General features: G+C 36.2%; 14 protein-coding genes. 5 read left to right on the forward strand and 9 right to left on the reverse strand.

Features of this window, described 5'->3' with window-relative positions; all coding sequences use genetic code 11:
• Positions 1-31: 31 nt before the first annotated feature.
• From ACFFU9_RS02100 to ACFFU9_RS02120, 5 genes are all read right to left on the reverse strand, one after another.
• Positions 32-2,143 carry a glycoside hydrolase family 97 protein gene (locus ACFFU9_RS02100; RefSeq protein ID WP_379859723.1) on the reverse strand — a complete coding sequence of 704 codons (2,112 nt, stop codon included), beginning with the start codon at positions 2,141-2,143 and terminating at the stop codon, positions 32-34.
• 48 nt (positions 2,144-2,191) lie between these two features.
• Positions 2,192-4,483 (reverse strand): maltose phosphorylase MdxK, encoded by a 2,292-nt coding sequence (mdxK, locus tag ACFFU9_RS02105; protein WP_379859709.1) that lies wholly within the window; start codon positions 4,481-4,483, stop codon positions 2,192-2,194.
• A gap of 75 nt (positions 4,484-4,558) precedes the next feature.
• The gene (gene pgmB, locus ACFFU9_RS02110; RefSeq protein ID WP_379859710.1) at positions 4,559-5,230 is read right to left on the reverse strand and encodes a beta-phosphoglucomutase; all 672 of its coding nucleotides are present in this window, start codon (positions 5,228-5,230) and stop codon (positions 4,559-4,561) included.
• On the reverse strand, positions 5,223-6,596 hold the full coding sequence (locus ACFFU9_RS02115; RefSeq protein WP_379859711.1) for an MFS transporter: 1,374 nt from the start codon (positions 6,594-6,596) through the stop codon (positions 5,223-5,225). Before ACFFU9_RS02115 ends, pgmB begins: the two co-directional genes overlap by 8 nt.
• Before the next feature lie 184 nt (positions 6,597-6,780).
• Positions 6,781-7,854 (reverse strand): LacI family DNA-binding transcriptional regulator, encoded by a 1,074-nt coding sequence (locus ACFFU9_RS02120; RefSeq protein ID WP_379859712.1) that lies wholly within the window; start codon positions 7,852-7,854, stop codon positions 6,781-6,783.
• 308 nt (positions 7,855-8,162) lie between these two features.
• Here ACFFU9_RS02120 and ACFFU9_RS02125 point away from each other — a divergent pair, with 308 nt between their 5' ends.
• From ACFFU9_RS02125 to ACFFU9_RS02140, 4 genes are all read left to right on the forward strand, one after another.
• Positions 8,163-11,075, forward strand: coding sequence for a SusC/RagA family TonB-linked outer membrane protein (locus tag ACFFU9_RS02125; RefSeq protein ID WP_379859713.1), 2,913 nt, complete (start codon positions 8,163-8,165; stop codon positions 11,073-11,075).
• A gap of 11 nt (positions 11,076-11,086) precedes the next feature.
• Positions 11,087-12,700, forward strand: coding sequence for a RagB/SusD family nutrient uptake outer membrane protein (locus tag ACFFU9_RS02130; protein WP_379859714.1), 1,614 nt, complete (start codon positions 11,087-11,089; stop codon positions 12,698-12,700).
• Positions 12,701-12,717: 17 nt separating this feature from the next.
• A complete protein-coding gene (locus ACFFU9_RS02135) occupies positions 12,718-14,031 on the forward strand; it encodes a SusE domain-containing protein (protein WP_379859715.1) in 1,314 nt (437 codons plus the stop codon).
• Positions 14,032-14,173: 142 nt separating this feature from the next.
• A complete protein-coding gene (locus ACFFU9_RS02140; protein ID WP_379859716.1) occupies positions 14,174-17,068 on the forward strand; it encodes an alpha-amylase family glycosyl hydrolase in 2,895 nt (964 codons plus the stop codon).
• Between the two features lie 62 nt (positions 17,069-17,130).
• Here ACFFU9_RS02140 and ACFFU9_RS02145 read toward each other — a convergent pair whose 3' ends face one another.
• The 4 genes from ACFFU9_RS02145 to ACFFU9_RS02160 all read right to left on the reverse strand — a co-directional run bounded on the left by ACFFU9_RS02145 (position 17,131) and on the right by ACFFU9_RS02160 (position 25,610).
• Positions 17,131-17,973, reverse strand: a complete 843-nt coding sequence (locus ACFFU9_RS02145) for an alpha/beta hydrolase family protein (RefSeq protein ID WP_379859717.1) — start codon at positions 17,971-17,973, stop codon at positions 17,131-17,133.
• Between the two features lie 2 nt (positions 17,974-17,975).
• Positions 17,976-20,732 (reverse strand): PD-(D/E)XK nuclease family protein, encoded by a 2,757-nt coding sequence (locus ACFFU9_RS02150; protein ID WP_379859718.1) that lies wholly within the window; start codon positions 20,730-20,732, stop codon positions 17,976-17,978.
• Between the two features lie 77 nt (positions 20,733-20,809).
• Complete coding sequence (locus ACFFU9_RS02155) at positions 20,810-22,189, reverse strand: OmpA family protein (RefSeq protein WP_379859719.1); 1,380 nt, start codon at positions 22,187-22,189, stop codon at positions 20,810-20,812.
• 271 nt (positions 22,190-22,460) lie between these two features.
• Positions 22,461-25,610 (reverse strand): UvrD-helicase domain-containing protein, encoded by a 3,150-nt coding sequence (locus ACFFU9_RS02160; RefSeq protein ID WP_379859720.1) that lies wholly within the window; start codon positions 25,608-25,610, stop codon positions 22,461-22,463.
• A gap of 126 nt (positions 25,611-25,736) precedes the next feature.
• Between ACFFU9_RS02160 and ACFFU9_RS02165 the strand changes: the two genes are divergently transcribed.
• The gene (locus ACFFU9_RS02165) at positions 25,737-26,345 is read left to right on the forward strand and encodes a superoxide dismutase (RefSeq protein ID WP_379859721.1); all 609 of its coding nucleotides are present in this window, start codon (positions 25,737-25,739) and stop codon (positions 26,343-26,345) included.
• Positions 26,346-26,709 lie beyond the last annotated feature (364 nt).

The following is a 26,709-nucleotide window of genomic DNA, read 5'->3' on the forward strand; positions in this document are numbered from 1 at the left end:
TGTGGTATTGCGAACATTTATAAATACTATGCTACTTAATTTCTTGGATACTAATCGCGTAACCACCGCCCGCTACAGATCGTTGTGATAATTTTGATGTACTGGTGATTGTTTTTGTTGAAATGGTATAGGCTTGCGGATTGGTTTTGTAATGTGCATCTTTAGCATCTGCATAAATGGTAGCTTTGTATTTTTTGCCTTTTTCTAAAAAATTGAATGCTATTTTCGATGTTCTTATTTCGTTACCATTCACGTTGCCTACAAACCAATTACCAGTATTTTTTTCTTTACGGGCTACGGTGAGATAGTGGCCAGGTTCTGCTTCGAGATAATGGCTTTCATCCCAATCCATTCCCACATCTTTTATAAATTGGAAAGCATCCATAAACCGCTCATAATGTTCTGGTAGATCGGCTGCCATTTGTAACGGACTGTACATGGTAACATAGAGCGCCAGTTGGTTGGCTATGGTGCTATTAACGTGTGAGTTGTTATTTGGACTGAACTTGCTAATATCCATTTCAAAAATACCAGGTGTATAATCCATCGGGCCGCCAATTAATCGTGTAAAAGGCAATACCGTAACATGATTGGGCTTGGAGCCTCCAAAGGCCTGGTACTCTGTGCCTCGAGCAGATTCGTTTCCTATTAAGTTAGGATAAGTTCTAGAGATGCCTGTAGGGCGTACCGCTTCATGAGCATTCACCATAATTTTGTAATCTGCCGCTTTTTCTAAAGCATATTGATAATGGTTTACAATCCATTGGCTGTAATGATTTTCTCCTCTTGGCAAAATATCGCCAACGTAACCGCTTTTAACGGCATCATAACCATGGTCTTTCATAAATTGATAGGCCTTGTCCATATGTCTTTCATAATTTCGTACTGAAGATGAGGTTTCATGGTGCATCATCATTTTAACACCTTTAGATTGAGCATACGCATGGATTTCTTCAACATCGAAGTCGGGATATGGGGTTACAAAATCAAAAACATTATCTTTAGAATGTCCGAACCAATCTTCCCAGCCTTCATTCCAGCCTTCAACTAGAACAGCATCAAACCCATGTTTAGAGGCAAAATCGATATAACGCTTTACTTTAGTGTTATTTGCAGCGTGCGTGGTATTGGGCTTCACCTTGGAATAATCTGTGATGCCAAGTTGTACTGCAGGTAATTCGTCGGTATAGGCCCATGAGCTTTTTCCGGTAATCATTTCCCACCAAACACCAATATATTTAACGGGTTTTATCCACGAGGTATCGTCTATAGCGCTGGGCTCGTTTAAGTTTAAAGTCATCTTAGAAGCTAAAATGTCGCGAGCATCATCACTCACTAAAACGGTTCTCCAAGGCGTATTAGAAGGGGCCTGCATGTAACCTTTGTCCCCTTTGGCATCAGGAGTTAGCCACGATTCAAAGATCATATTCTCATCGTCCAAATTAAGGTGCATACAAGAGTAATTTATTAGCGCGGCTTCATGTAAATTAATATAAAGGCCATTGTCGGTTTTCATCATTAAAGACGTTTGTACGCCCGTAGGTGAAAAGGAGGTCTGCGATAAATTTTCGGTAATGGCTTTTTCTGAAAACCCTCTTATTTCAGATAATTTAGATTCTGTATAATCATATTCTTGGGTATCATAATCACCCGGGATCCAAAAAGCAGTATGGTCGCCAGCCATGGCAAATTGGGTTTTTTCCTCTTTAATAATAAAATATACTAAGTTCTTTTGCATCGGGAATTCGTAGCGAAAGCCTAGTCCGTCATCAAATAGTCTAAACCGAATTATAATACGTCGTTCGGTTTCTTGTTGTTTTAAGGTTACGGCCAGTTCGTTGTAATGATTGCGAATGTCTTTTACTTCGCCCCATACAGGTTGCCATGTATCATCAAATGTTGCCGTTTCTGTGTTTGAAATCACAAAGTCATTAACCAACGATGTTTTATCGTTTTTTAACTCCAAGCCTAAACGACTTGTTTTTATAACAGTTTTGTTTTTATAAGATAGTTTGTATGTGGGTATGCCGTTGGTCTCAATTAAAAACTGCATCGACAATGCGCCATTAGGTGATTTTAATTCTTGGGCGTGTCCCGAGCTTGTTATTAAAAAAAAGGCTAGAATGATTCCAAATGATTTCATCTTCATTAGTATTAAATATTAGTACGCTACTTTATTTTAAGAATCCCACTACTTTTTCTTAAGTAATCTGGGTTTGTTGTTTACAAGCACATTTAACTCTGTGCCTTGTTCTATTTCGAAATGCGTCTCTTTTTGGGTGATAGTGACTTTTAAAATTTGATTTCTAAAATTAACCTTAAACGAGTACGCCTCCCACTGTTTGGGGATTTTAGGTGTGAATGACAATTGATTATCTATAATTCTCATGCCTCCAAACCCTTCAACAATACTCATCCAAGTGCCCGCCATAGAGGTAATATGTAGACCTTCGTGCACTTCTTTGTTATAATCATCTAAATCCAAACGAGAGGTGCGTAAATAAAAGGTGTACGCTTGGTCCATTTTGTCCAGTTTTGCAGCCTGAATGCTATGTACGCAGGGCGATAGAGAGCTCTCGTGAACTGTAAATGGCTCATAGAAATTGAAATGACGTTCTAATGCTTCTGTAGAAAAATGAGTCTCAAAAAAGTAAAACCCTTGTAAAACATCGGCTTGCTTGATATATGGTGAACGCAAAATTCTATCCCAACTCCATTTCTGGTTGATGGGGCGTTGAGCGTCGTCTAAATCTGAAACGGTAATAAGCTCTTTATCTAAAAAACCATCCTGTTGGAGATAAATATCATGTTCTTCCGAAAAAGGGAGGTACATATGGTCTGCGGTAGCTTTCCATTCTGTGATTTCCGAAGGCCTAAGCGCCACTTTATTTATGATTCTAGTAAAATCTGAAGGAAATTCATTTTCTACTTTTTCAATATTCTCAATAGTATAGCGGATGCACCATTGTGCTAAATAGTTTGTATACCAGTTGTTGTTTACATTATTTTCATATTCATTAGGTCCTGTAACGCCCAAGATAACATACTCGTTTTTGTTTTTTGAAAATGTGGCGCGTTGTTGCCAAAAGCGAGCGATGGCTATTAAAACTTCCAGTCCTTTTTCTGGAATATAGCTATAATCTCCTGTATAGCGGAAATAATTAAATATAGCAAAAGCGATGGCGCCGTTTCGATGGATTTCCTCAAAGGTTATTTCCCATTCGTTATGGCATTCTTCGCCATTCATAGTAACCATAGGATACAAGGCCGCTCCATCTTTAAAGCCTAGTTTTTCTGCGTTTTCAATGGCTTTTTCCAAGTGGTTATAGCGGTATTCCAAAAGGTTCCGCGCCACTTGTTGGTCTTTGGTAGCCATATAAAAAGGGATGCAATAGGCTTCGGTATCCCAATAGGTGCTTCCACCGTATTTCTCGCCTGTAAAGCCTTTAGGGCCAATGTTTAATCTGGAGTCTTTTCCTAAATAAGTTTGATTGAGCTGAAAAATATTAAAACGAATCCCTTGCTGGGCTTTAACGTCGCCAGAAATGGTTATGTCTGCACGTTCCCAGATGTTTTGCCAGGCTTGTTTTTGATCTGAAAGAAGTGTAGAGAAGCCTTTGTTTAAGGCGTGCTGCAACACTGTTTTGGCGGCAGTGAGCAAATGCTTTTTGTCATGGTTGGTGTCTACCGTATACCCAGCAAATTTATGAATGGAACAGGTGTTATTTTGTTTAACGTTGCAGGTGTATGTAAAAGCTATATAGTTGGATTTCTCTTGGATTTTAGGTGTGGTCTCTAAGAGGTTTTTATTAATAAATACCTGCGACTCCATGAATGTACAGGTATGAAAATGGGTTTTCATTGTTTTAGCTTCAATAAAAGCTTGATGTTGGTTGTGCTCTACATGTGATACGTCCCAAAACGTATCGTCCCAATTGCTATCTTCATTAGTGATGCCTGCATCCAAATAGGGCTGAAAGCTTATTTCTGCATCAGAATTTACTGGCTTGATGCTATATTGAATAGCTCCCAGTTCATCTAAATCCAAACTTAAAAAGCGCTTAGTCTCTACCTGAACTGTTATATCGTTTTGTAATGTTGCCGTAAAACTTCTAGAAAGCCATCCTTCTTGCATATTTAAGGTTCTACAAAAATTTTCAACATTTTTGCAAGTAAATAAATCAAGGGCTTCACCGTTAATAGAGATGTTGATGCCAATCCAGCTCGGGGCGTTCAACACTTTTGCAAAATACTCTGGGTACCCGTTTTTCCACCAGCCAACACGGGTTTTGTCTGGATAATACACGCCTGCAATATAACTGCCTTGGAAAGTAGGGCCGGAATAGTGCTCTTCAAAATTAGCACGTTGTCCCATGGCACCGTTACCAATGCTGAACAGGCTTTCGGATGATTTAACACGAGAAGGGTCAAAGCCTTCCTCTATGATGGACCAGTTATCGGGTTTTATATAATCTTGATTCATTTTGTTTTTTTTGATGTGAGAGATTGGATATGAGAATAAGCGTTAGCGATTTTTTGCCAACTGGCTTTTCTTTTTCTATACGTTTTCTTTTTTATGATTCATTAATGCTTTAATAAAATCGGTACTTATTTCAGTTAAATCATTAAAGTTGTAATCGGCTTGATGGAGTGTTTTTTTGTCCCCGATGCCTATGGAAATCATATGGGCTTTATTGGCCGCTTCAACCCCTGCAATGGCATCTTCAAAAACAATGCAGTTTTTTGGAGCAAGCTGGAGCAGTTTGGCCCCTATTAAAAACACCTCGGGGTCTGGTTTTGCTTTAGATACACTATTGCCATCTACAATGCCAGTAAATCTGTTGAACAATCCAACTTGTTTTAAAATTAAAGAAGCATTTTTACTTGCCGAGCCTAGTACGTATTTAATACCTAATTGGTCTAAAGTATCTAAAAGGTTTTCTGCGCCAGGAAGTATTTCGTCAGCTCCCATTTTAGTGATATAACTAAGATATTCTTCATTTTTACTTATTAATATATCTTGTTTTCTTGCTTCAGATAAACTTATCTGTCCGATATCTAAAAGGATTTCCAATGACCTGACTCTGCTCACGCCTTTAAGTAATTCGTTATGCGCTTCTGTAAATTCAAAGCCTAAAGTATCAGCGAGATGTTTCCACGCCAAAAAATGATACTTTGCAGTGTCGACTATAACACCGTCTAAATCGAAAATAACACCTGTTTTATTCATTTTTTTTGTATTGAACGATATCATCAACATCTTTTACGATATATACTAAAGATGCTGCTATTAAAAAACTAACACCACTCATCATAAGTGCGTATATGGCGTGATTGCCATAAGCATATTTAACCAGTGGTCCGCCAATTAAGGCATTTATTATTTGAGGAATAACAATAAAGAAATTGAAAATGCCCATATATACCCCCATTTTTTTTGGAGATATAGAACCTGCTAAAATAGCGTAAGGCATAGCCAAGATACTCGCCCATGCAATTCCAATACCTATCATGGACACTACGAGCCAGTTTTTGTCGGGCAAAATATAAATGGAAAGCAAGCCCAATCCGCCAATGACGAGAGAGATGGCATGGGTGTTTTTTCTTCCTAATTTTTTTGCAATATAGGGGAGGGCAAAAGCGTAAAATGCAGACACTAAATTGTATACTCCAAAAAGAATACCAACCCAGTCGCCAGCATCTTGATAGCTAACGCTAGTGCTATCGGTGTGTGGTAAGCCGTAAATATGTTGAGCAATGGCAGGAGTTGCAAATACCCACATACCAAAAAGCCCAAACCAAGAAAAAAATTGCACCCAGCTTAATTGGCGCATAGTTGTTGGCATTTTTTTGAAATCTTCAAAAATATCCATCAAACTAGATTTTTCTATGTCGTTGCTATTTTTTTCAATAGCAGCTGGTGTGTGGTCTTCTTCAAAGCTTTCTAGCTCTTCTGGTGTATATTCCTTGGTGGTAAAAATGGTTATTAAGATGGAAATAATTAAGATAACCGCACCAATAATAAAGGAGAGAATTAGATTTGTTGGTACAACACCTTGTGCTGTTTCATTGGAAACCCCAAACCAATTGGCCAGGGCATAAGGCATCCAGGATCCAATGACCGCTCCAAAACCTATAAGCGCCGTTTGTACGCTAAAGCCTAAAGTACGCTGGTCTGTTCTTAAATTATCGCCAACTAAGGCTCGAAAAGGCTCCATGGCTACATTAAATGATGCATCCATGATCATGAGCATGCCTGCACCCACCCATAAGGCTGGTAAAAAGGCAATAAACATATCGGCTTGTGGCAATAGTACTAATCCAATAGAAGCAAAAATAGCACCTACCAGAAAATAAGGTTTTCGTCTGCCAAACCGGCCCCAAGTATTATCGCTGTAATGGCCAATAACAGGTTGAACAATAAGGCCCATTAAGGGGGCTACAATCCAAAACCAAGAAAGTTCATGGACATCTGCTCCGAAAATTTGAAGGATTCTACTGGCGTTGGCATTTTGAAGTGCGAACCCCATTTGGATTCCCAGAAATCCAAAACTCATGTTCCAAATTTGCCAGAAATTTAGTTTACGCTTTTCCATTAAATAGTATATTAAAATGAATACTATTTGATAAGCGGTTTTAAACCTATGTATTTGTAAAACAGTAAAATACTGTTTTTAAACTGTGGTTCTACTTATCAAAACTTAAAGTGAGAAGTGAAAATATAAGTTTTGATTTAGCAACAAAGATATATAAAAGATTTTTGTTTTTCCAAATAATTTTTTATTTGGTGGATTCTCTTTCAATTATTTCGGTTTCAATAACCACTTTTATAAAATTGCCTTTTTTGTCTGTAGTTGTAAAATACGGACTGCTTTCAGAGTCTTCTGCCTCTAATCTATCAATTAATAAATTTGCGGCCTGTTCACCCATCTTTTTACCATGTTGGCTCATGGTTGTTAAGCTTGGCGTGGCATGTTTAGAAAGAACGCCGTCTGTAAAACCAATAACTTGAATGTCTTCTGGAATGCTAAACCCTAGTTTCCTGGCGACCTTCATGGCCGAAACGGCATAAAGTTCATTCACAGCAAATATGCCATCAATTTTAGGGTTTATTTTAAAGAACCGTAAAATCTCACCTTCCAGTACGTCCAAATGATTTTCAACATCTAAGCTGTCATCAATTTTTAAAATCATATTTGGGTTGGCAACGATTCCACTGGTTTGCAAAGCTTCCAGGTAGCCTTGGGTTCTTAGTCTACCTACGCTTACATAATCCATGGTTGTAATTAATGCGATGTTTTCGCACTTATTTTCAATTAATTTTTTTACTGCTTTAATAGCGCCATTAAAATCGTCCACAATTACTTTATCGCAGTCTACTTCGTTAGCAACCCTATCGAACATCACTATAGGGATACCTTGATTAATAGTAGCATTGAAATGGTGATAATCTTGTTTTAGGAGGGTTTCTTTAGAAATGGACAGAATAAACCCGTCGATACTTCCGTTAGCCAACATTTCCATATTTAAGATTTCTTTTGTGAAAGATTCATTTGATAACCCCACAATAACATTGTATCCACGTCGGTTGGCTATACGCTCTATGCCACTTATAACAGTTGAAAAGAAATGATGAACAATTTCTGGAATTAAAATGCCAATGGTTTTTGTTTTTCTGTTTTTTAAGCTAAGCGCAATATTATTGGGTTTATAATGATACAATTTGGCAAAGGCCTGAATTTTCTGTTTTGTGTCTTCCCCAATTTCCTTACTGTTACTCAATGCTTTAGAAACCGTAGAAATAGAAACATCTAATTCTCTTGCAATTTGTTTTAAAGTGATTTTTCGTTTCATAGATAAATGATAAATAAAAGAAATTTATAAAGGTAGCAATCTTTACTCATAAATATATACACCTGTATAAATTGGTTTGAACAAATTATAAAAACCTAGTAGAGCATCTTCTTAGAAAATTCAAGGAGTAATAATTATTGATGATTTGATAAAAATAATCGATATGAGTATAAAGTTGTCAACACGAAAACGTTTTCGCTATTAATTTCGTAATTCTTAATTGTTTATATACAATTTCTTTACATAGATTTGAACTGAGAAGTGAAAATATAACGAAACGAATTTACTCATTAATTTAACTAAACTATATGAAAACAATTATTAATAGTTTACTGTTTTGTGTGTTCTTAGTTCCAACACTTATGTTTGGACAAAGCCGCGTAAAAGGAACGGTAACTGAGCAGTCTGCATCTATTCCTCTTCCTGGGGTAAATGTGATCATTAAAGGAACAACAACGGGTGTGGCAACTGATTTTGATGGTAAATTTGATATCCAGACGAAAGTGGGCGATGTTCTGGTGTTTTCTTTTATTGGATATCAAACAAAGGAGGTTACCTATACTGGACAAACTTTGCTAAATGTACAATTATCAGAAAATGCAGCACAACTTAACGAAGTTGTTGTGATTGGTTATGGTAGTGTGAAAAAAGAAGATCTTACAGGAGCCGTAGACATGGTAAATGCAGACGACTTTAATAAAGGTCCTGTTTTATCGCCACAACAATTAATTAGCGGTAAAGTTGCTGGTGTTTCTGTAACATCTGCTGGTGGTGCTCCTGGCGAAGGCCAAAATATTATAATTAGAGGACAAGGGTCTTTATCTTTAGAACGAACGCCACTCTATGTAATTGATGGGTTTCCTATAGATAAAGGAAGCGTTGGAGGGTCTAGGAATCCATTAAACTTTATAAACCCTAATGATATCGAAAGTATAGTTGTTTTAAAAGATGCCTCTGCAACAGCTATCTACGGATCACGTGCAGCAAATGGTGTTATTTTAATTACAACAAAAAAAGGTAAAGACACAGGTTTTAAGTTTAGCTTAAACAGTTCTACAACAGTTTCAACCCCAATTGACCAAGTAGACGTCATGTCTGCAAATCAATTTAGAGCGTTGATTAATCAAACAGGAACAGCAGATAATATCGCGTTATTAGGAAATGCTAATACCAATTGGCAAGACCAAATTTACACGAATGCTTATGGTTCAGACCATTCATTTAGTGCACTAGGAAATGCTTTTGGCGTGCCAATTAGAGCTTCTCTTGGGTATACAGGTCAAGATGGTGTTCTTAAAAATGATAACTTATCTAGAACTACGGGGTCAATAAATATTAAGCCAAGCTTATTGGACAATCACTTAAAATTAGATTTAAACGCTCGGGGTATGTATACGCAAAATACATTCGCCAATAGAGATGCTATTGGGTCTGCAATCGATTTTGACCCCACAAAGCCCATTTACGATGTAAACTCTAAATATGGCGGATACTTTTCTTGGATAGACTCCAATACAGGAAACAGACCTAGTTTAGCGCCAACTAACCCCGTTGCTTTAATCGACTTGGTAGACGATACCTCTGAGGTGCGCCGTCTAGTTGCAAATGCTAAAGTTGATTATAATCTTCACTTTTTTGAAGAGTTAACGGCTACTGTTAACCTAGGTTTAGACGAGCAGAATAGCCACGGAAGAAAAGTAACATCAGATTTAATTCCTACCGCAGATGAAACATGGAACGGGTCTCGTACCAGTTTTACACAACAAGCGACAAATAAATTATTTGACGCCTATCTAACTTACGAGAAATCGTTTGAAGACATTCATAACTTTACGGCAGTAGCAGGGTATTCTTATCAATCTTTTGAGTTTAATAACACGAGTTTTGATAGTGAAAAAGAAGAAGATGGACTGGAATATGAGTTTTTGGATAAATCTAAAAACGTATTACTGTCTTATTTCGGACGTGTGAATTACAGTTTTAATGAAAAGTACCTCCTTACGGCTAGTTTAAGAGCAGATGCATCTTCTAAGTTAAATCCAGATGATCGTTGGGGGTATTTCCCTTCTGTTGCTGCTGCTTGGAATATTCATAAAGAATCGTTTTTAAAAGATACAGCACTTAACGAGTTAAAATTAAGAATAGGATACGGAGAAGTAGGGAACGTTAATGGTCTAGGCGACTACAAGTTTTTAACACGTTACGATGGTAGCCAAGCTACAGCGGGATATCAATTTGGCAACGCATACTACCAAACGTATAGACCTTCACCAATAAACGAAAATTTACGTTGGGAAGTTGGACAAACCCTTAACATTGGTGTCGATTACGCGTTCTTATCTAGAAGAATTTCAGGATCTGTTAACGTATATTCTAAAAAGACTAAAGATTTAATCAGTAATTCATTTATCGATCCTTTTACAAATTTTGGAAATCAAATAGAGGCCAATATTGGTGATATGGAAAATAGAGGTATTGAATTCAATTTAAACCTTATCCCTGTTAGAAATGATAATTTTGAATGGAGTTTGAACTATAATATTGCTTTAAATGAAAATGAAATAACGAATCTTCCAGACCAACAATTTGTTGGAGGTATAACAGGGGGAACAGGGAATAATATACAGACACATATAAAAGGAGAAGCCCCCTTTAGTTTTTTGGTATATGAGCAAGTATATGATACCAATGGAAGACCAATTGAAGGAGCTTATGTAGATAGAAATAACGATCAGGTAATAAATGAGGATGATAAATACATCAACCATGATCCTTATGCAGATGTTACTATGGGGTTAGGCACTAATTTAAGCTTTAAGCAATGGGATTTAGCCATTGTTACTAGAGCGAATATGGGTAATTATATCTACGATAATGTGGCGTCTCGCGCGGGAACTCTAAATAGAGCTACAGAAAACGGGATATTAACGAATCTAGATACAGATTACTACACCACTGGGTTTAAAAAATTTACAGATAATGGGTTGTTAAGTGACCACTATGTTAAAGATGCATCATTTTTTAAAATAGACAACATCACTCTAGGGTATACTTTAAACAATGTCTTTAAAGATACTACATTCCGTTTTTACGGTTCTGTTCAAAACGTGTTAACCGTAACAGATTACGATGGTTTAGATCCTGAAGTGTATGGAGGCATTGATAATAATTTCTATCCAAGACCAAGAACCTATGTGTTAGGTGTAAATATTGATTTTTAAAAAAAGAATTCATGAGAAATATAATAAATAAATTCACAGTAGGTTTAGCTTTAACGCTTTCTGTAATGGCGTGTCATGACGATTTAGACCAATTGCCTATAGATCCAGATAGTTTTACAGAACAAGATGTTTTTGCTAACACACAGGAAGCAAAAGGTGCTTTAGCAAAATTATATGCTAGTTTGGCATTAACAGGACAGCAAGGCCCTGCGGGACAAGGCGATATTTCTGGCATCGATGAAGGAGCCTCGCAGTATACTCGACTGCTTTTCTATTTAAACGAACTAACTACAGACCACTCTGTAGTAGGGTGGGGAGACCCAGGAGTTCCAGACTTACACAACTTAAGCTGGTCTAGTAGTAACGATTTTGCGGAAGCGATGTATTACAGGCTGGGGCAGGAAGTGTCGTTTTGTAATTCATTTATAAGTAATGCAACGTCTTTAGCAGGAGCAGAAGCACAAACGTTTATTGCTGAAGCACGTTTCTTAAGAGCATATGCATATTATAATCTTATCGATTTGTATGCAAATGTACCATTAACGACAATTGTTTCCACAGAATTGCCAACACAGAGCGATAGTGCTGCATTATTTGCTTTTGTAGAGTCTGAATTGCTAGAAATACAAGATCTTCTGGCAGATAATAATGAATATGGACGTGTGGATAAAGTGGCTGCTTGGGCATTGTTATCACGTTTGTATTTAAATGCAGAGTCGTTTACTGGTACAGATAAATATGCAGAGTGTATTACATTTTCTAATAAAGTAATTAACTCGTCTTACGCAATCCATACCATTGATATAAATGGAAATGGTTCTGCTTACGATGAGTTGTTTTTAGCAGATAACAATACCAATGGTGCTCAAAATGAATTCATCTTTACAGCTAATTTTGATGGAGTTCAATCTACGACTTATGGGGGTACAACGTTTTTAATTCATGCATCAATTGGAGGAAGCATGGACCCTCTTGCATCTGGAGTGAACGGTGGCTGGGGAGGACTTAGAACAACTAAAGCGTTTGTAAGTAAATTCGATAGTTCTGTAGCTGCTAGAAACGGTGATGGAAACCCTATTGCTTGGTCCGATAACCGCGCCATGTTTTATACTAACGGACAAGCTTACGAGATTGAAACCATAGTAAATACGTTTACAGATGGGTATGCGGTAACGAAATTTAAAAATGTTAATAGCGATGGGAGCGGAGCAAATGATACTTCTGGAGAATTTTCAGATACAGATCTTCCGTTAATTAGATTAGCAGAGATTTATTTAAACTACGCCGAAGCTGCTTTACGTGGCGGTGGCGGAGATTTAAATACTGCTGTTGCTTTGGTTAATCAATTAAGGGCTCGTGCTTATGGCAATAATACAGGAAATATTTCTACTTCAGACTTGTCTTTAGATTTCATCTTAGACGAGCGTTCAAGAGAATTATACTGGGAAGGGTTTAGAAGAACCGATTTAATTCGTTTTAACAAGTTTACTACAGGTACCTATGTATGGCCTTTTAAAGGTGGTGCTAGCGAAGGTAAAGAGGTTGAATCTTTTAGAAAATTATTCCCATTGCCAACAAACGTTATTTCTATTAATCCAAACTTGGACCAAAATCCAGGCTACTAATATAAAAACATTCTAATATGAAAAATATGGTTTCAAAAGTATTGAGTATAATGTTAGTAACCCTGGCACTATACAGTTGTACTACCGATGACACAGACACCGTGTTAAATGATACAGCTTCTACAGAGCTAACATTATCTGAAACAGATATCGTGCTTTTAAAAGAAAATGAGGGAGCTACTGCCTTAACGTTAACTTGGACCGCACCAGATTATGGGTATAATGCCATACCTAAATACCATGTTTACGTGGATGTAGCTGGAAATAACTTCCAAAATGCAGTAAAAAGGGAAGCGGGTAATGTGCTTGAGTATTCTGTATCAACAGAAGGATTAAACACGATTCTTCAAACTTTAGAAATTGACCCTAACACAGAAACCGTTTTGGATGTAAAGGTAGAAGGTGTTATTGGAACGTCTGTAATTGCTACTATTTCTAACATTATCGGTATAACTGTAACAGGCTATGCTAGTATTTTAGATTTAACTACGGCTTGGGGATTAGCAGGAAGTGCGACCGTTAACGGATGGGATGGCCCTGATATGCCATTCTATAAAACTAATGAAGCTAACATTTTTGATGCTTACGTTATTTTAATCGATGGTGAACTTAAAATAAGAGAGAATAATAGTTGGGATCTAAACTATGGTGATACAGGAGCCGATGGAACTTTAGAAGAAGGTGGCGATAATATTACTGTTACTGCTGGAACTTATAAAGTGACCTTTAATGCAGGAACATTAACATATAAGATTGAACCTTTTACTTGGGGTCTTATTGGGGATGCCACTCCTAACGGATGGGATGGGCCAGATACACCATTAACGTACGATCCAACATCAGACCAATGGCGTGCTGTTGTTGCACTTACTGCTGGCGAGATGAAGTTCAGAAAAAATAACGATTGGTCTTTTAACTATGGAGACACTGGAAACGATGGTGCTTTAGATGATGGCGGCGATAATATTCCTGTTGCTCCTGGTAAATACCTAGTAACTCTAAACCTAAACGAGTTAACGTATACGCTAGAACCAATAGAAAAATTATGGGGCATAGTAGGTGATGCCACTCCTAATGGTTGGGATGGTCCTGATACCATTTTGAATATAGATTACACTGTCGATGGTGTTTGGTACCTAAACGGTGTAACACTTACAGCTGGTGAAATGAAATTTAGAGCTAATAACGATTGGGCTATTAATTATGGTGATAATGATAATGATGGCGTTTTAGATGATGGAGGCGATAACATCCTTGTTACTGCTGGAACTTACAATATTGTTTTAGACTTATCAGATACGTCTAACCCAAGGTATACTTTAACTAAGTAGCAACTAAATACGGGCTATGGTTTAAATATCATAGCCCGTATTGTTTTTAATCCATTTCGTATTAAAATATTGCTATAACGAGACTGATACTAAGGGTTAAAGATATCTGGATTTTAATATTTTTATAAAAGCAAAATATAATATGAAAAAAACGATACTTCTACTATTATTCATGTTTTCAATACTGGGCTTTGGTCAGCAGCAAACAGTTGCTTATAGTATTGCGCCTGCAAGTTTTGAAGAAAGTGATGCCGTTACGCTCACATTTTTTGGAAACAGTATAAACGAATCTGCTTGGGGAGTTACGGGACAGGCCCTTTACCTTTGGTCTTGGTCGTTTGATTTGAATGACACTAATGAGGACTGTCCAACAAATGGGAGCTGGAACAATTCAAACGAAGCCAATAAATTAATATACAATACTGCTTCCGACACCTATTCTATAACATTTACACCAAATGCGTTTTATTCCAGAACAGGTATTGGTAGAATGGGGTTTTTAATTAAAGCCAAAGATGGAAGTGGCGACAAAAAGAGCCAGAATATCTTAACGGAAGTAGGCGTGTTTCAAGCGACTTTAACCAGTCTTATTGAAAATAGTACAACAGTACTTAATTCTGGAGCGAATTTGAGTGTTTCGGCTACGAACACCAATGGGAATGCCAGTTATAACTTAAAAGCGAACGGAATAAGCCTTCATTCAAATACTGCAACTTCGCATTATGTCTTCCAACATACCAATATCGTTTCCAATCAAAATTATGAGTTGGAGATCACACAAAATGGCACCACACTAGTGAAAACGTTTTCGGTGATTATTAACCCGAACATAGCTAATGAAACCTTGCCAGCAGATGTGGTAGAAGGTATTAATTATGTGGCTGGAGACCCTAGTAAAGCTATTTTGGTATTAGATGCGCCGCTAAAGGACTTTGTTTATGTGGCAGGAAGTTTTAATAATTGGCAACCAGACACCCGCTATGCCATGAAAAAAGATACCGCACCAAATAGTACTAAATTTTGGTTAGAACTTACAGATTTAACACCAGGCCAAGTGGAAACCTATCAATACTGGGTTATAGATCAAACGCCAATTGCTAATGCCCCTGTTTTAGTGAAAACTGCAGACCCCTATTCAACATTAGTTTTATCCCCTTTTGATGATCCGCAAATACCTACGTCAACGTATCCAAATTTACCTGCTTATCCAGCAGGTCAGGAAAGAGAGGTGACCGTTTTACAAACGAACCAAAGCCCTTATAATTGGCAAATCGAAAATTTTTCAAAGCCTAAAAAGGAAGATTTGATTATTTATGAAGTATTGATTCGTGATTTTGATGCGAATAGAAGTTTTCAAAATCTTATTGATAAAATAGATTATTTTAAAAACCTAAACATCAACGCTATAGAGTTAATGCCTGTTATGGAGTTTGAAGGTAATGAAAGTTGGGGCTACAATACGTCTTTTCACATGGCTTTGGACAAGTTTTACGGAACTGAGGAAAAACTGAAAGAACTTATTGATGTCTGTCATCAGAATGGTATCGCCGTTATTTTGGATGTGGCCTTGAATCATGCTTTTGGGAGAAACCCTATGGTGCGTATGTGGATGGATGATGCCGATGGTGATGGCTGGGGAGAACCCAATGTAGAGAACCCGTATTTTAATCAAACAGCAAAGCATAGCTATAATGTAGGCTCCGATTTTAACCATCAAAGTTTAAAAACCCAAAATTATGTAAAACGAGTGGTAAAACATTGGGTTGAAAATTTTAAAATCGATGGGTTTCGTTGGGATTTAACGAAAGGTTTTACCCAAAACTGTACTTCAGGAGATGACACCTGTACCAATAGCTACCAGCAAGACCGTGTGGATGTATTAAAAACTTATGCCGATTATTCTTGGAGTTTAGATGAAACCCATTATGTTATTTTTGAGCATTTAGGAAGTTCTGTGGAAGAACGACAATGGGCAAATTACAGAATGACTGAAGCTGTTCCAAAAGGCGTGATGATGTGGAGCGAAATGTGGACCTCCTATAAAAATTTGGCGCAAGGCCAAACCAGTAATATTAATTTTGATAGAATGGGGCACAAAGCTCATGGTTTTATTGGTAAACGCTCATTGGGCTACATGGAAAGTCATGATAAAGATCGTATTATGTATGAAATGACCCAGTTTGGCGTAAGCACCAATCCGTCACATAATGTTAAGGATTTAAACATAGCCTTAAAACGGATGTCAGCTTTAGGCGCTGTTACCATACCTGTTCCTGGACCTAAAATGCTGTGGCATTTTGCCGATTTGGGGATGGATAACTCTATTTGGACTTGTGAAAGTGGGGTTGTAAACTCCGACAATGATGGAAATAATAATGGCGATTGTAAGTTGGCGACTAAGCCTCAGCCACAGTGGGCAAATAACTGGATGGCAAACACCAATAGAAATCAGATTTATAAGGACTGGTCAAGACTTAATCGTTTAAAAATAAACGAACCGGTGTTTGAAGGCGATTATAACATTAATTCAGGAACGCAAACGCCACGCATCAGTATTTATACCGGATCGGAAACGGCCTCTGGAAACACCCTTAAGAATGTGGTAATTATTGCAAATTTTTCAGTAACCTCCCAAAATATAAACCCGAACTTTCCTTACGGCGGCACATGGTATGATTTAATGGATGCTTCAAATGCTACTACAGTTTCTGGAACTACAACGTCTATTAGTTTGGCTCCTGGAGCATTTAAGGTGTTTGGGAACCAAGCTGCTACATTAGCTGTTAATAACTCTATAGAACCAGATGTGAAGCTTGCGCTTTATCCCAATCCTACGGTTAGGTCTTTTCAAGTGAATAAAACATTAGAAGCCATTTCTATTTTTGATAGTACCGGGAAACTAGTGAAGACTTACAAGGGGTATTATAAAGCAGGTTATATGTTCGACGTTTCTAACTTATATCCTGGGATATACTTTGTAAAAGTGAAGGATAAAGGGGGTGTCTTGAATACCTTAAAGCTAATAAAAGTGGATTAATTTTTTTAAATTGTTAATTGTTTGAAGAAGCATCTCGTGTTATTGAGATGCTTTTTTTGTGTTTACTGTTTTAAGAAAGCAATCACTTTTTCTGTAACGTTTTGTAAGGCGCTGGGTAGACTTTCTTGCTCCCAAGGATGTGATGCTCCAAAAACATGGTTCGCGCCTATTATAACATCTAACATACTGTGCGGCTGCCACTGGTTTAGGGCTTGAGCTTCTTTTATAGAAACACTGGTGTCTTCATCCCCATGAATAATGAGATAGGGAATCTTTAAGTTTGAAACAGCTCGCTGTATGGTTAGGCGTTTTTCGTTTTTCAAAAAGTCTGTATAAAATTGATAATAATGCGGCATGTTTTGTTTTGTTCTCCCATTTTGAACATATTTCACGCCTTTCTTTTTCCATAATGCTATATCGGTATCGCTTCCCATTCTAATACCAAAATCGGAAACACCTGCAAGCGTAACTACTTTTTTAATTCTATTATCTTCTTCAGCTTTAATACATACAATACCTCCACCGCGACTATGTCCAATTAAAGAGAGGTTATTATGGTCTGTTTCTTTTTTGAATTCGGCGTGATTATAGGTCCAATCTATAACAGTTTCTAGGTCGTCCAATTCTTTAGTATAATTGTTTTGACCAAAAGCTTCCAAATCTGGAAAATCAATGGGTTGTTCTGCCGTGCCTCCGTTGTGTGAGAAATTAAATGTTACACAAAAAAAACCAGCATCAGCAAATGTTTCTGCCATCATGTTCCAAGCGCCCCAGTCTTTAAAGCCTTTGTAGCCATGGCAGAAAATAATAATGGGTTTTGGTTGGTGGTTTTCAGTATAAAACACATCAGCAAGAATAGGTTTGCCGTGTTTGCCTAGAATAATGCTGTTTTTATAAATGCTCATATTTAAATGTCTTTTTCTGTAAATGGTATATGGATATTACAAATCTCTAAAATAAGATTTTTTAGTTCCACAGTAAAATGCTCTAATATATCTTCGGTTACCCATTGTTGTTTGTTTCTGCTAAAGGCAGATTCTTTCTTTCCAAATTTTATAAACCCAGCGCTTAAGTTTTTAAAAGAAATAATGCCGGCTTCTACTGGAAGCGTAATGGATCCAGTATTCTGCATCATGTACGCATAGCAAAGCACCTGAAAGCTTTTGCTGTACTTGTCGTAATCTGTAGTGATAGTTTCCCAGTCGGTAATCTCTACTTTGGCTTGCTCTACTTTTCCTGTTTTGTAATCTATAATTCTTGTAATACCGTTGTATTCATCTATACGGTCTATTTTACCGGTTATATATACTGGAAAGTCTAGTTCAGGAATATCAATTGGCACTTTATTTTCTATTTCAATAGCTATTATTTTTATTTTATTTCCAGCTTTTAAATCGTTCATTTCTAAATTTAAAAAATTGGATACATAACGTTTTGCTATCTCATAGATGATGAGGTTTTTACCTTTGGTAATATCACCCTCTTTATATTCGCTTTTAAAATGAAAGCTTACTTTCTCTTCAATTTGAAGCTTTAATGTGTTTAAAATTTCAATGCTCAAAAAGCGACCCGATAGGGGTTTGTAAAAATCTTCAAGAGTATTGTGTACAACGGTTCCTAAAGTGTTTGCCGCAATGGTTTCTTCTGCGTCGTCATATTCTTTTATCTGTAATATTTTTTGGTTGTAAAAGTCAATCGGGTTACGAATATAATTGGTAAGCGAAGAAGGAGAAAATCCCTTTTTGGCAATATTTTTCAACCTATTGATCACATCGGTCGTTTTATGGACTTCATTTACCGAGGGGGTTATAACGGGTACCTTTGGTGTTACGATTCTATGTGTAATATTATGGATGCCTTCTAATTCCAATTGAGTAATAAATCGGCTTTTTTCTCCACCCGTAAGCACATCGATTTCTGTATTATATAAGATATAGACTGTTTTAGCACGTTGTAAAAGCCTGTAAAAGTGATAGGTGTATACGGCGTCTTTTTCTTTATAGGTGGGAAGTTTGTTTTCTATTTTAACATCAAATGGAATAAAGGAATTATTGCTTTTTCCAGAAGGGAGGATGCCTTCATTAACAGATGAGATAATAAGGGTTTCAAAATCGAGTACACGAGATTCTAACATGCCCATAACTTGTAAGCCTTGTAGAGGTTCACCCTGGAAATCTAGTGTTTCAGAACTTAAAAGCTCCTTATAAACCCCATGTAAAGTAGAAACATCTTTAATGTGTTTGTATTCTGAATTTAGCCTGTCTAATTCATTGAATAAGGTATTAAAGCGATATAGATATTCTAAAGACAATACATGGGCTTGTTTATCTTCGTCAAGATGGTTTTTAATATTAATGATAAGTGTTAAACAATTTTTTAAAACCAAATCAATCGATGTGTCCCAGTTAAAAAACAGCAAATCTAAAAGTTCTTGAGCAGGCCTTGCCATGTTTTTTAGGCGTTGTGTATTTACATAAATAATATTGTTATCATTTATAGTCTCTATCATTTGAGCGGCATAATCTGTATCGTCTAAATAGAATAAGGGCCTTATAAATTGATGGGATAATAGGTTTACAACATCTTTATGGTAAAAGGTGTTGGATGCTTTTTTGTGGATTTGAAAAAGATGTTCAAATAAAGATGCCAATGGAATGGATTTCAATGGAAAACCCATAGTAACATTTAAAGCTTCTACAGAGCTAGGGAGTGAGTTTAAAACAGGAATCAAGAGGTTCTCGTCACCTAAAATAACTGCAGTATTGTTTAAATGGCCTTGCTTTTGTTTTAAATCGTTAAGTAAAGTGCCTATGTATTTAGATTGACTTATGTTTTTAGGTACACCGTAAATGGAAATGTTCTTTTCTTTAGAATAGTTACTGGTAATCCATTGGAAAGGATTGGTTTTAAAATAGGGCCAGTTTTTTTTATGTTGACGCGTAAACAATCCAGCATCATGCTTAGGATTATTAATGAAAACGGCATCAATATCCCAGTATACTTTAGCCAAACTGTTTTTTAGTAAAGTTTGAATAATGAGTTCTTCGGCAGAATTTAAGGCATTAAAGCCTAAGAAAACATGTTTGGTTTCTGGGTTCTCCTGTACATAGTTTTTAGTGCGTTCTGCTGCTTTTCTGTAAACCAAGCCTTGATACCCTAGACCCTTGTCTAATAATTGTGCTGTAAATTTTGAATAATAAAGATTTAAGCTATGCCAAAAGGATAGATATTTTTTTATAAACTCTGTTTGGTTTATTTCTAAAGACCAATGCTTTAAATCTTGAATATCGCTTAGGTAGTCGAAAATATTTTTTTGAGGAATAAGGTAACGATCAATTTCATTAAAATCCTGAAGCAGTATTTGTGCCCATTTTGAAAATGACTCGAAAGTATCGGTGTCTTCTTTTTTGGTGTGTTGTAGATAAATGGTATAAAATTCAAATAACAATTCGGTATTTGAGATGTTTTTTAGTCCGGATAAGTCTTCAACAAATGTTTCAATACTAATTACTTTAGGTGAGAAAATGGTTTGTTGGGTAATCTGTGCAATATGATGTTTGAGAAATAGCCCTGCTCTTTTGCTAGGCAATACAAAGGTAAGCTCAGAAAGGTTTGTGCCATCTTTCTGCAGGTCTTTTAAAACATCATGAATAAAAGTCGTCATAGGTCTATAAAAATAAAAAACGCTTCGGAATATCCGAAGCGTTTTTTGTTAACTTATTTATTTAAAACTAACTTTTCTTATTTAGCTAAGTTAATTTCAACACGTCTGTTATTCGCTCTACCAGCGCTTGTGTTGTTTGTGTCGATTGGTTTAGATTCTCCGTAACCAAGTGCAGAAAGTCTAAAGGCATCAATACCGTTTTCAATTAAATACTCTTTTACAGAGTTTGCTCTTGAATCAGATAGTTTTTGGTTCAACGCATCGCTACCAACGCTATCTGTATGCCCCTCAATTGTAAATTTAGAGTTAGAGTATTCGTTAAGAATAGCTATAATGTCAGACAATACTTTTTGTGATTGTGATTTGATAGTAGCTTTACCAGTATCAAACAAGATTGTTTTAGCGTATGCATTTAAAGTTTTTTGAACTTCTTCAGTTACTTCAGGACAGCCATTGTTTGCAACAGTTCCTTTAACTTCAGGACAATTATCATCTTTGTCTAATACACCGTCACCGTCTGTATCTGGCCAAGGACATCCTTGGTTTGCAGCAGGACCAGCTACATTAGGACACTTGTCTTCAGCATCAGTAATACCATCACCGTCAGCATCAGGACAACCGTTTAAAGCTTTTAAGCCAGGAACAGTAGGACATTTGTCATCTTTATCAGCAACACCGTCACCGTCAGAATCAGGACATCCATTCATTTCAGGAGTACCTGCTTCGTTAGGACAATCATCTTTACTATCTTCAATGCCATCACCGTCTGTATCAGGACATCCGTTGAATTCTTTTAAGCCAGGAACATCTGGACAAGCATCATCTTTGTCATATATACCATCACCATCTGTATCTGTTCCACCAAATTTGATAGAGATACCAACTGAGTGTTGGAAATGTGTTTGTAAGTAATCTTCAAAAGCATGTTTGTAAGAAGACTGTAGTGTTAAACCTATGTTTTCATTAAACCAAACATTTAAACCTACAGTTCCGTTTACAGTTCCTGCTCCGATTTCATCAATCCAAGTGTAACCACCACCAACACCTACGAAAGGATCAAGAACAGTGTTCTCTAAAATGTTGTATTTGATAGTACCATCAAGACCGTAGTAAGATAAATCATCTACTTTATTGGTAGCATCAGGAGTAACGCCAATTTGATCACCCCATTTTTCAATTTTATTTAAAGATCCAGCAACTCCTAAAGAGAAACCGTTCCCTACATATTTAGACACAGAGATTGTAGATAATGAAGGCAAGATGTTGTAGTGGTCATCTGCGTTGAAATATTCATCGAAGATTGTTTCACTAAAATGCCCGCCATCTCCAGAAGGATATGCGTCAACCGCGTTTACCCCAATAGATATTTGCCATGGGTTGTTTTTGTCTTGTGCGTTAGCCTTGCTATATCCAAGTACAAGCAACATAGCCAACAATAATCTGCTAAGATTTTTCATATTCAAAAATTTAATTTTTAAGTGTTATTTGTAAACAAAAGTAAGTTGTTAAATTCTATTAACAAAGACAAATATATAAAAAAATAGAAGAAATCGTTTATTCATCGATAGTTCAGAATGATTTTAGATAAAATAGTGGGTTCTAAATGTTAAAGGATATTAAGCATATTCATTTTAAGTTAAGACTCCATGGGCGGTAAGCGTCGTTTATATTTTTTATAAACAGCTGAAAAATATTACGGAATTTTGTGTGTTATAGAATTTAAAAAAATTAAACTTCTAGTACTTGTAGGTCATCATTTGTATATACGAGTATTTTTTTAATGACTTTAAAGGACATGTCTTCTAATAAAGCTTGGTACGTAAGCAGTTGGTTTTTATGTTTTAAGGTTTCTAATCCGGTTTTGTAATCGATGATAACAGCTTCTTTTTCAGAATTTATAACAATTCTATCAGGCCTAAAAATAAGTCCTTCTTTTGTAATAATATCCTGTTCGTTGTATATGGTGGCGTTGCTTTGATAGTATGGTATCAGGCTAGGGTGTTCTATAATTTTATGGATTAGTATATGGAGGGCCTTAGATTGGGTGTTGTTAATTTTACCAGAACGGATAAAATTCAACAACACATCTTCTACATCTTCTCGGGTTTCGATACGGGCCATGATGTCATGGATCAGGTTGCCTTTCTCTATGGCTTCTTGTTGAACAGAATCCCATAGATACCCTGCGTTTGTGACTACTTTTATGTTGTGGTTTTCTTTTGCAGAAGATATAAAGGTGTCTTGCTCTAGAATATAATCTTGAATGTTTTTTTTATTTTCGTCTAAGCCCTCTGTCGCTGGTATAATATGGCCAAAACGATAATCTAATTGCGAATCGTTCCATACATTTAAGTGCTTTAGGAAATTTATAAATAAACCGGAGTATTTTTTGTTTGAAATGTCGCCTTTTGAAGTGTTTTCGTTTTTTGAAACAATATATAGTTGCTTAACGGGTCTGGTAAGTGCTACGTATAATAAATTGATGTTGTCCAGCTCTAATGCCGCTTGATGATTGGCGTATATTTGTTTGCCACTTTCGCCATAATTTTCAAAATCTTTATTATAATTTAATAACGTATGAGAAAAGCCATTAAAAAGCTCGGGGTCTATCGGGAACCATTCTTTAGGCTCCAATTCTCGGTAAATATCTAAATCGGCATACGGAAAAATAACGATAGGAAACTCCAATCCTTTTGATTTGTGAACGGTCATAATCTGTACGGCATTTTGTCCTTGGGGAGACACGATGCTTAGATTGTCTTTTTTCTTTTCAAAATAATCTAAAAAGCCTTTAATATCGCTGCCTTTTTTTAGCGTGTAATCTAATACCACGTCTAAATAAAATTGAATATATGCGTGAGAGGTGTCTGTTAAATGGAATTCCCGTACAATAGTCTCTCCTAGCTCATAAAGTGGCAGTTGCATGAGTTTTGTACTGTTTATAAACACGTTAAAATTTTCGAACGCCTGAAACAGCTTCTCTACTGGCAGAGCCATATGTGCCACAAAAAACTGATGTTTGTTATCTATACGCCATTTTGAAGCTAGATAATTTAAAACGCCCACTTTTATGTCATGGTTTTTAGGCTGTATCAATAGCGCTAAAATATGGTTTATAAATACTATTTCGGGTGCATTGTTTAATAACAAGGTTTCCGAAGACATGATTCGGATTTGACGCTGACTTAAATAGTCGGCAACGGCTATGCCTTCTTTTTTCTTTCGAACCAATACACAGATGTCTTGAAATTCATATCCATTATCTAAACAATTTTGAATGATACTTAAAACCTTTTCAGGGTACAGTTCATCTTTATTGTCTTCTCTTTCGATATTCAAAAAAGACAATTCGACATAGCCCGAATCCTTTTTAGAGGCGTTTTGGTGCGCACTTTTATAAAGATTTTTGTAATCTTCTTTACTAAATACCTGATTGGCCAAAAACTTAAAGAATGTATTGTTAAAGTTAACGATTTCTGTGTAGCTCCTGTAGTTTGTCGGTAAACTTTTAACATTTTGTTTTATCGGGAATGGCGTTTCATTTTCATTGTATAAATCAATAAACTGTTCTGCTTTTCCACCACGCCAGCGATAAATGGCCTGTTTGGCATCGCCAACAAGCATGGCGCTGCCTTTTTCACTCGCTAATGAGTTGCTTAGCAAAGGCATAAGGTTTTGCCATTGTAAAACCGAGGTGTCTTGAAATTCATCAATAAAATAGTGATTAAATTTCTCGCCCAAACGTTCATATATAAATGGGGTTGGTTGATTTTTAATTTCGTTACTGATAATGGTATTAAACTCTGAAATCAGCATCTTATTCTGTTCCTCTTTAAGGATCTGTAACTCATTATTAATTGCATTTAAAACGGATAAGGGAGTGAGATTCTTGTAAAAAGCTTTTAAAAATTTTAGTTGAAAAACACCTTGTTTGGTTTCTTCGAATGCCAGTGCTAATTGGGGTTGTATGCTTTCTATTGTTGATGCGATATCATGGGTTACCCGCTTTGGATACAGTGTTTTTGTCTCAAGGTCTTCTTGCCACTTGTTGCCAAAGGCGATGTCGAATTTTCCTTTTGTTAATTGCTCGAAATGCTTGGGTAAATAACCACTTGAAAAATCCTTAAATTCTAAACCTGCTTGTTCAATTTGGGATAATACGCTTTGGGCTTTTTCAATAATAGCAGCTTCATAATTTTTTATTTGAACTTTTAGTTGTGTTTTTAATGTTTTAAAATCTTCAATAGACTTGTCCTTAAGCTTTTTAACATATGGTACATGGTCTTCACTGGTGAGTAATTTTGCAATTTTGTTAAAGTCAAAAGAGATATCCCAGCTTTTGTCGTCATCAGTTTTTTCAATAGCGAAATCTATAATGGTTTTGGTAAGCCATTGGTCGGTTCCCGCTTTAGCAATCAATTTATCAACCGCTTCAAAAAGTAAGGCGTCTTGGTCCAGTTCTACTTCAAAATTTAAAGGTAACTTTAAATCATATGCAAAAGTCCTGATTAACCTGTGGGTAAAACCATCAATGGTAGATATATCAAAAGCAGCATAATTATGAATGATGTCTTCTAATATACTTTTAGATTTTTCATGGAGTAGGTCTGGCTGTAAGTCTAAATCTTTACAGATATCGACAAACATATCATGAGGGCTAATTAAAATCGATTTATTAGAAAACAACTTAAGCATAGAAACAATGCGCTCTTTCATTTCGCCAACAGCTTTATTGGTAAACGTAATGGCTAAAATGCGTTTGAATTGTCCGGGAGAATTGGATTGAAACAAGAGTTTTAAATATTCTTTTACCAATGTAAAAGTTTTGCCACTTCCCGCGGAAGCATCATAAATTGTAAAAGAGGGTGCTTTTTGCATTTAAAGAAATTTGCATACAATATAGAAACTATCGATGAGTTGATAGCTATTTATTATTTTTTATTGATATCATTTATGTGTAAATTTGAAAGAAATTCAATATTAATTAATAAAAACTATAAAATTATGGCTTTCGAATTACCGAAATTAGGATACGCCTATGATGCTTTAGAGCCTCATATGGATGCACGCACAATGGAAATACATCATACAAAACACCACCAAGGGTATACCACTAACTTAAATAATGCTATTGATGGCACAGATTTAAAAGGGAAAACCATTGAAAATATCTTGATAAATTTAGATATGGACAATGCTGCTGTACGTAATAATGGTGGGGGATATTATAACCACTCATTATTTTGGAGCATCATGAACCCAGAAGGTAAAGGACGCTTGTCTGGTGATTTAAAAGATGCTATAGAAGCACAATATAAATCTTTTGATGCTTTTAAAGCAGAGTTTAGTAAAGCCGCAGCAACCCGTTTTGGTTCTGGATGGGCTTGGTTATGCGTTCACAAAGGTGGAAAAGTAGAAATCTGCTCTTCGCCAAATCAAGACAACCCTTTAATGCCAGGTGTTGGTTGTGGTGGCACACCAATATTAGGAATTGATGTATGGGAGCACGCTTATTACTTAAATTATCAAAACCGTCGTCCAGATTATATTGATGCCTTTTTTAATGTCATTAACTGGAATGAAGTAGAAAGACGTTATGCAGAAGCAAAATAATTAGCATCTTTTTAAAATATGAAAAGCGTTTGGGACTAGTTCTCAAACGCTTTTTTTATGCTTATTAAAGTGTTTTTATAAAATGAAAAAGGTGAACATTGCTGTTCACCTTTTTGCCCCAAATCTACCATGAACTTAACCTACTTATGTTATGGTGAGGCAAATATAAAAGCCTTCTAGGTATTGTGAAAATATTTTAGTTAAACGGCGCATAAATAGGCTTAAATGAGAGTATGGCAATAATAGTAGCGAAAATAAAGGGGTCAACGCAAAAAGTTGTGGAGTAACTAAAAAAGAAAGAACTTTGGAGCAAAAATTTCTATGTCCTCTGATTCACTTTTATCTATTGCCAATTTATTACTTC

The organism is Mariniflexile ostreae (genome assembly GCF_042427585.1).
Classification (GTDB): Bacteria; Bacteroidota; Bacteroidia; order Flavobacteriales; family Flavobacteriaceae; genus Pseudalgibacter; species Pseudalgibacter ostreae.

Coding starts and splice junctions, on each gene's coding strand:
- ACFFU9_RS02125 (WP_379859713.1), top strand. CDS start 8,163: ATGAAAACAATTATTAATAGTTTACTGTTTTGTGTGTTCTTAGTTCCA.
- ACFFU9_RS02120 (WP_379859712.1), bottom strand. CDS start 7,854: ATGAAACGAAAAATCACTTTAAAACAAATTGCAAGAGAATTAGATGTT.
- ACFFU9_RS02150 (WP_379859718.1), bottom strand. CDS start 20,732: ATGACGACTTTTATTCATGATGTTTTAAAAGACCTGCAGAAAGATGGC.
- ACFFU9_RS02135 (WP_379859715.1), top strand. CDS start 12,718: ATGAAAAATATGGTTTCAAAAGTATTGAGTATAATGTTAGTAACCCTG.
- ACFFU9_RS02130 (WP_379859714.1), top strand. CDS start 11,087: ATGAGAAATATAATAAATAAATTCACAGTAGGTTTAGCTTTAACGCTT.
- ACFFU9_RS02140 (WP_379859716.1), top strand. CDS start 14,174: ATGAAAAAAACGATACTTCTACTATTATTCATGTTTTCAATACTGGGC.
- pgmB (WP_379859710.1), bottom strand. CDS start 5,230: ATGAATAAAACAGGTGTTATTTTCGATTTAGACGGTGTTATAGTCGAC.
- ACFFU9_RS02160 (WP_379859720.1), bottom strand. CDS start 25,610: ATGCAAAAAGCACCCTCTTTTACAATTTATGATGCTTCCGCGGGAAGT.
- ACFFU9_RS02165 (WP_379859721.1), top strand. CDS start 25,737: ATGGCTTTCGAATTACCGAAATTAGGATACGCCTATGATGCTTTAGAG.
- ACFFU9_RS02145 (WP_379859717.1), bottom strand. CDS start 17,973: ATGAGCATTTATAAAAACAGCATTATTCTAGGCAAACACGGCAAACCT.
- mdxK (WP_379859709.1), bottom strand. CDS start 4,483: ATGAATCAAGATTATATAAAACCCGATAACTGGTCCATCATAGAGGAA.
- ACFFU9_RS02115 (WP_379859711.1), bottom strand. CDS start 6,596: ATGGAAAAGCGTAAACTAAATTTCTGGCAAATTTGGAACATGAGTTTT.
- ACFFU9_RS02100 (WP_379859723.1), bottom strand. CDS start 2,143: ATGAAATCATTTGGAATCATTCTAGCCTTTTTTTTAATAACAAGCTCG.
- ACFFU9_RS02155 (WP_379859719.1), bottom strand. CDS start 22,189: ATGAAAAATCTTAGCAGATTATTGTTGGCTATGTTGCTTGTACTTGGA.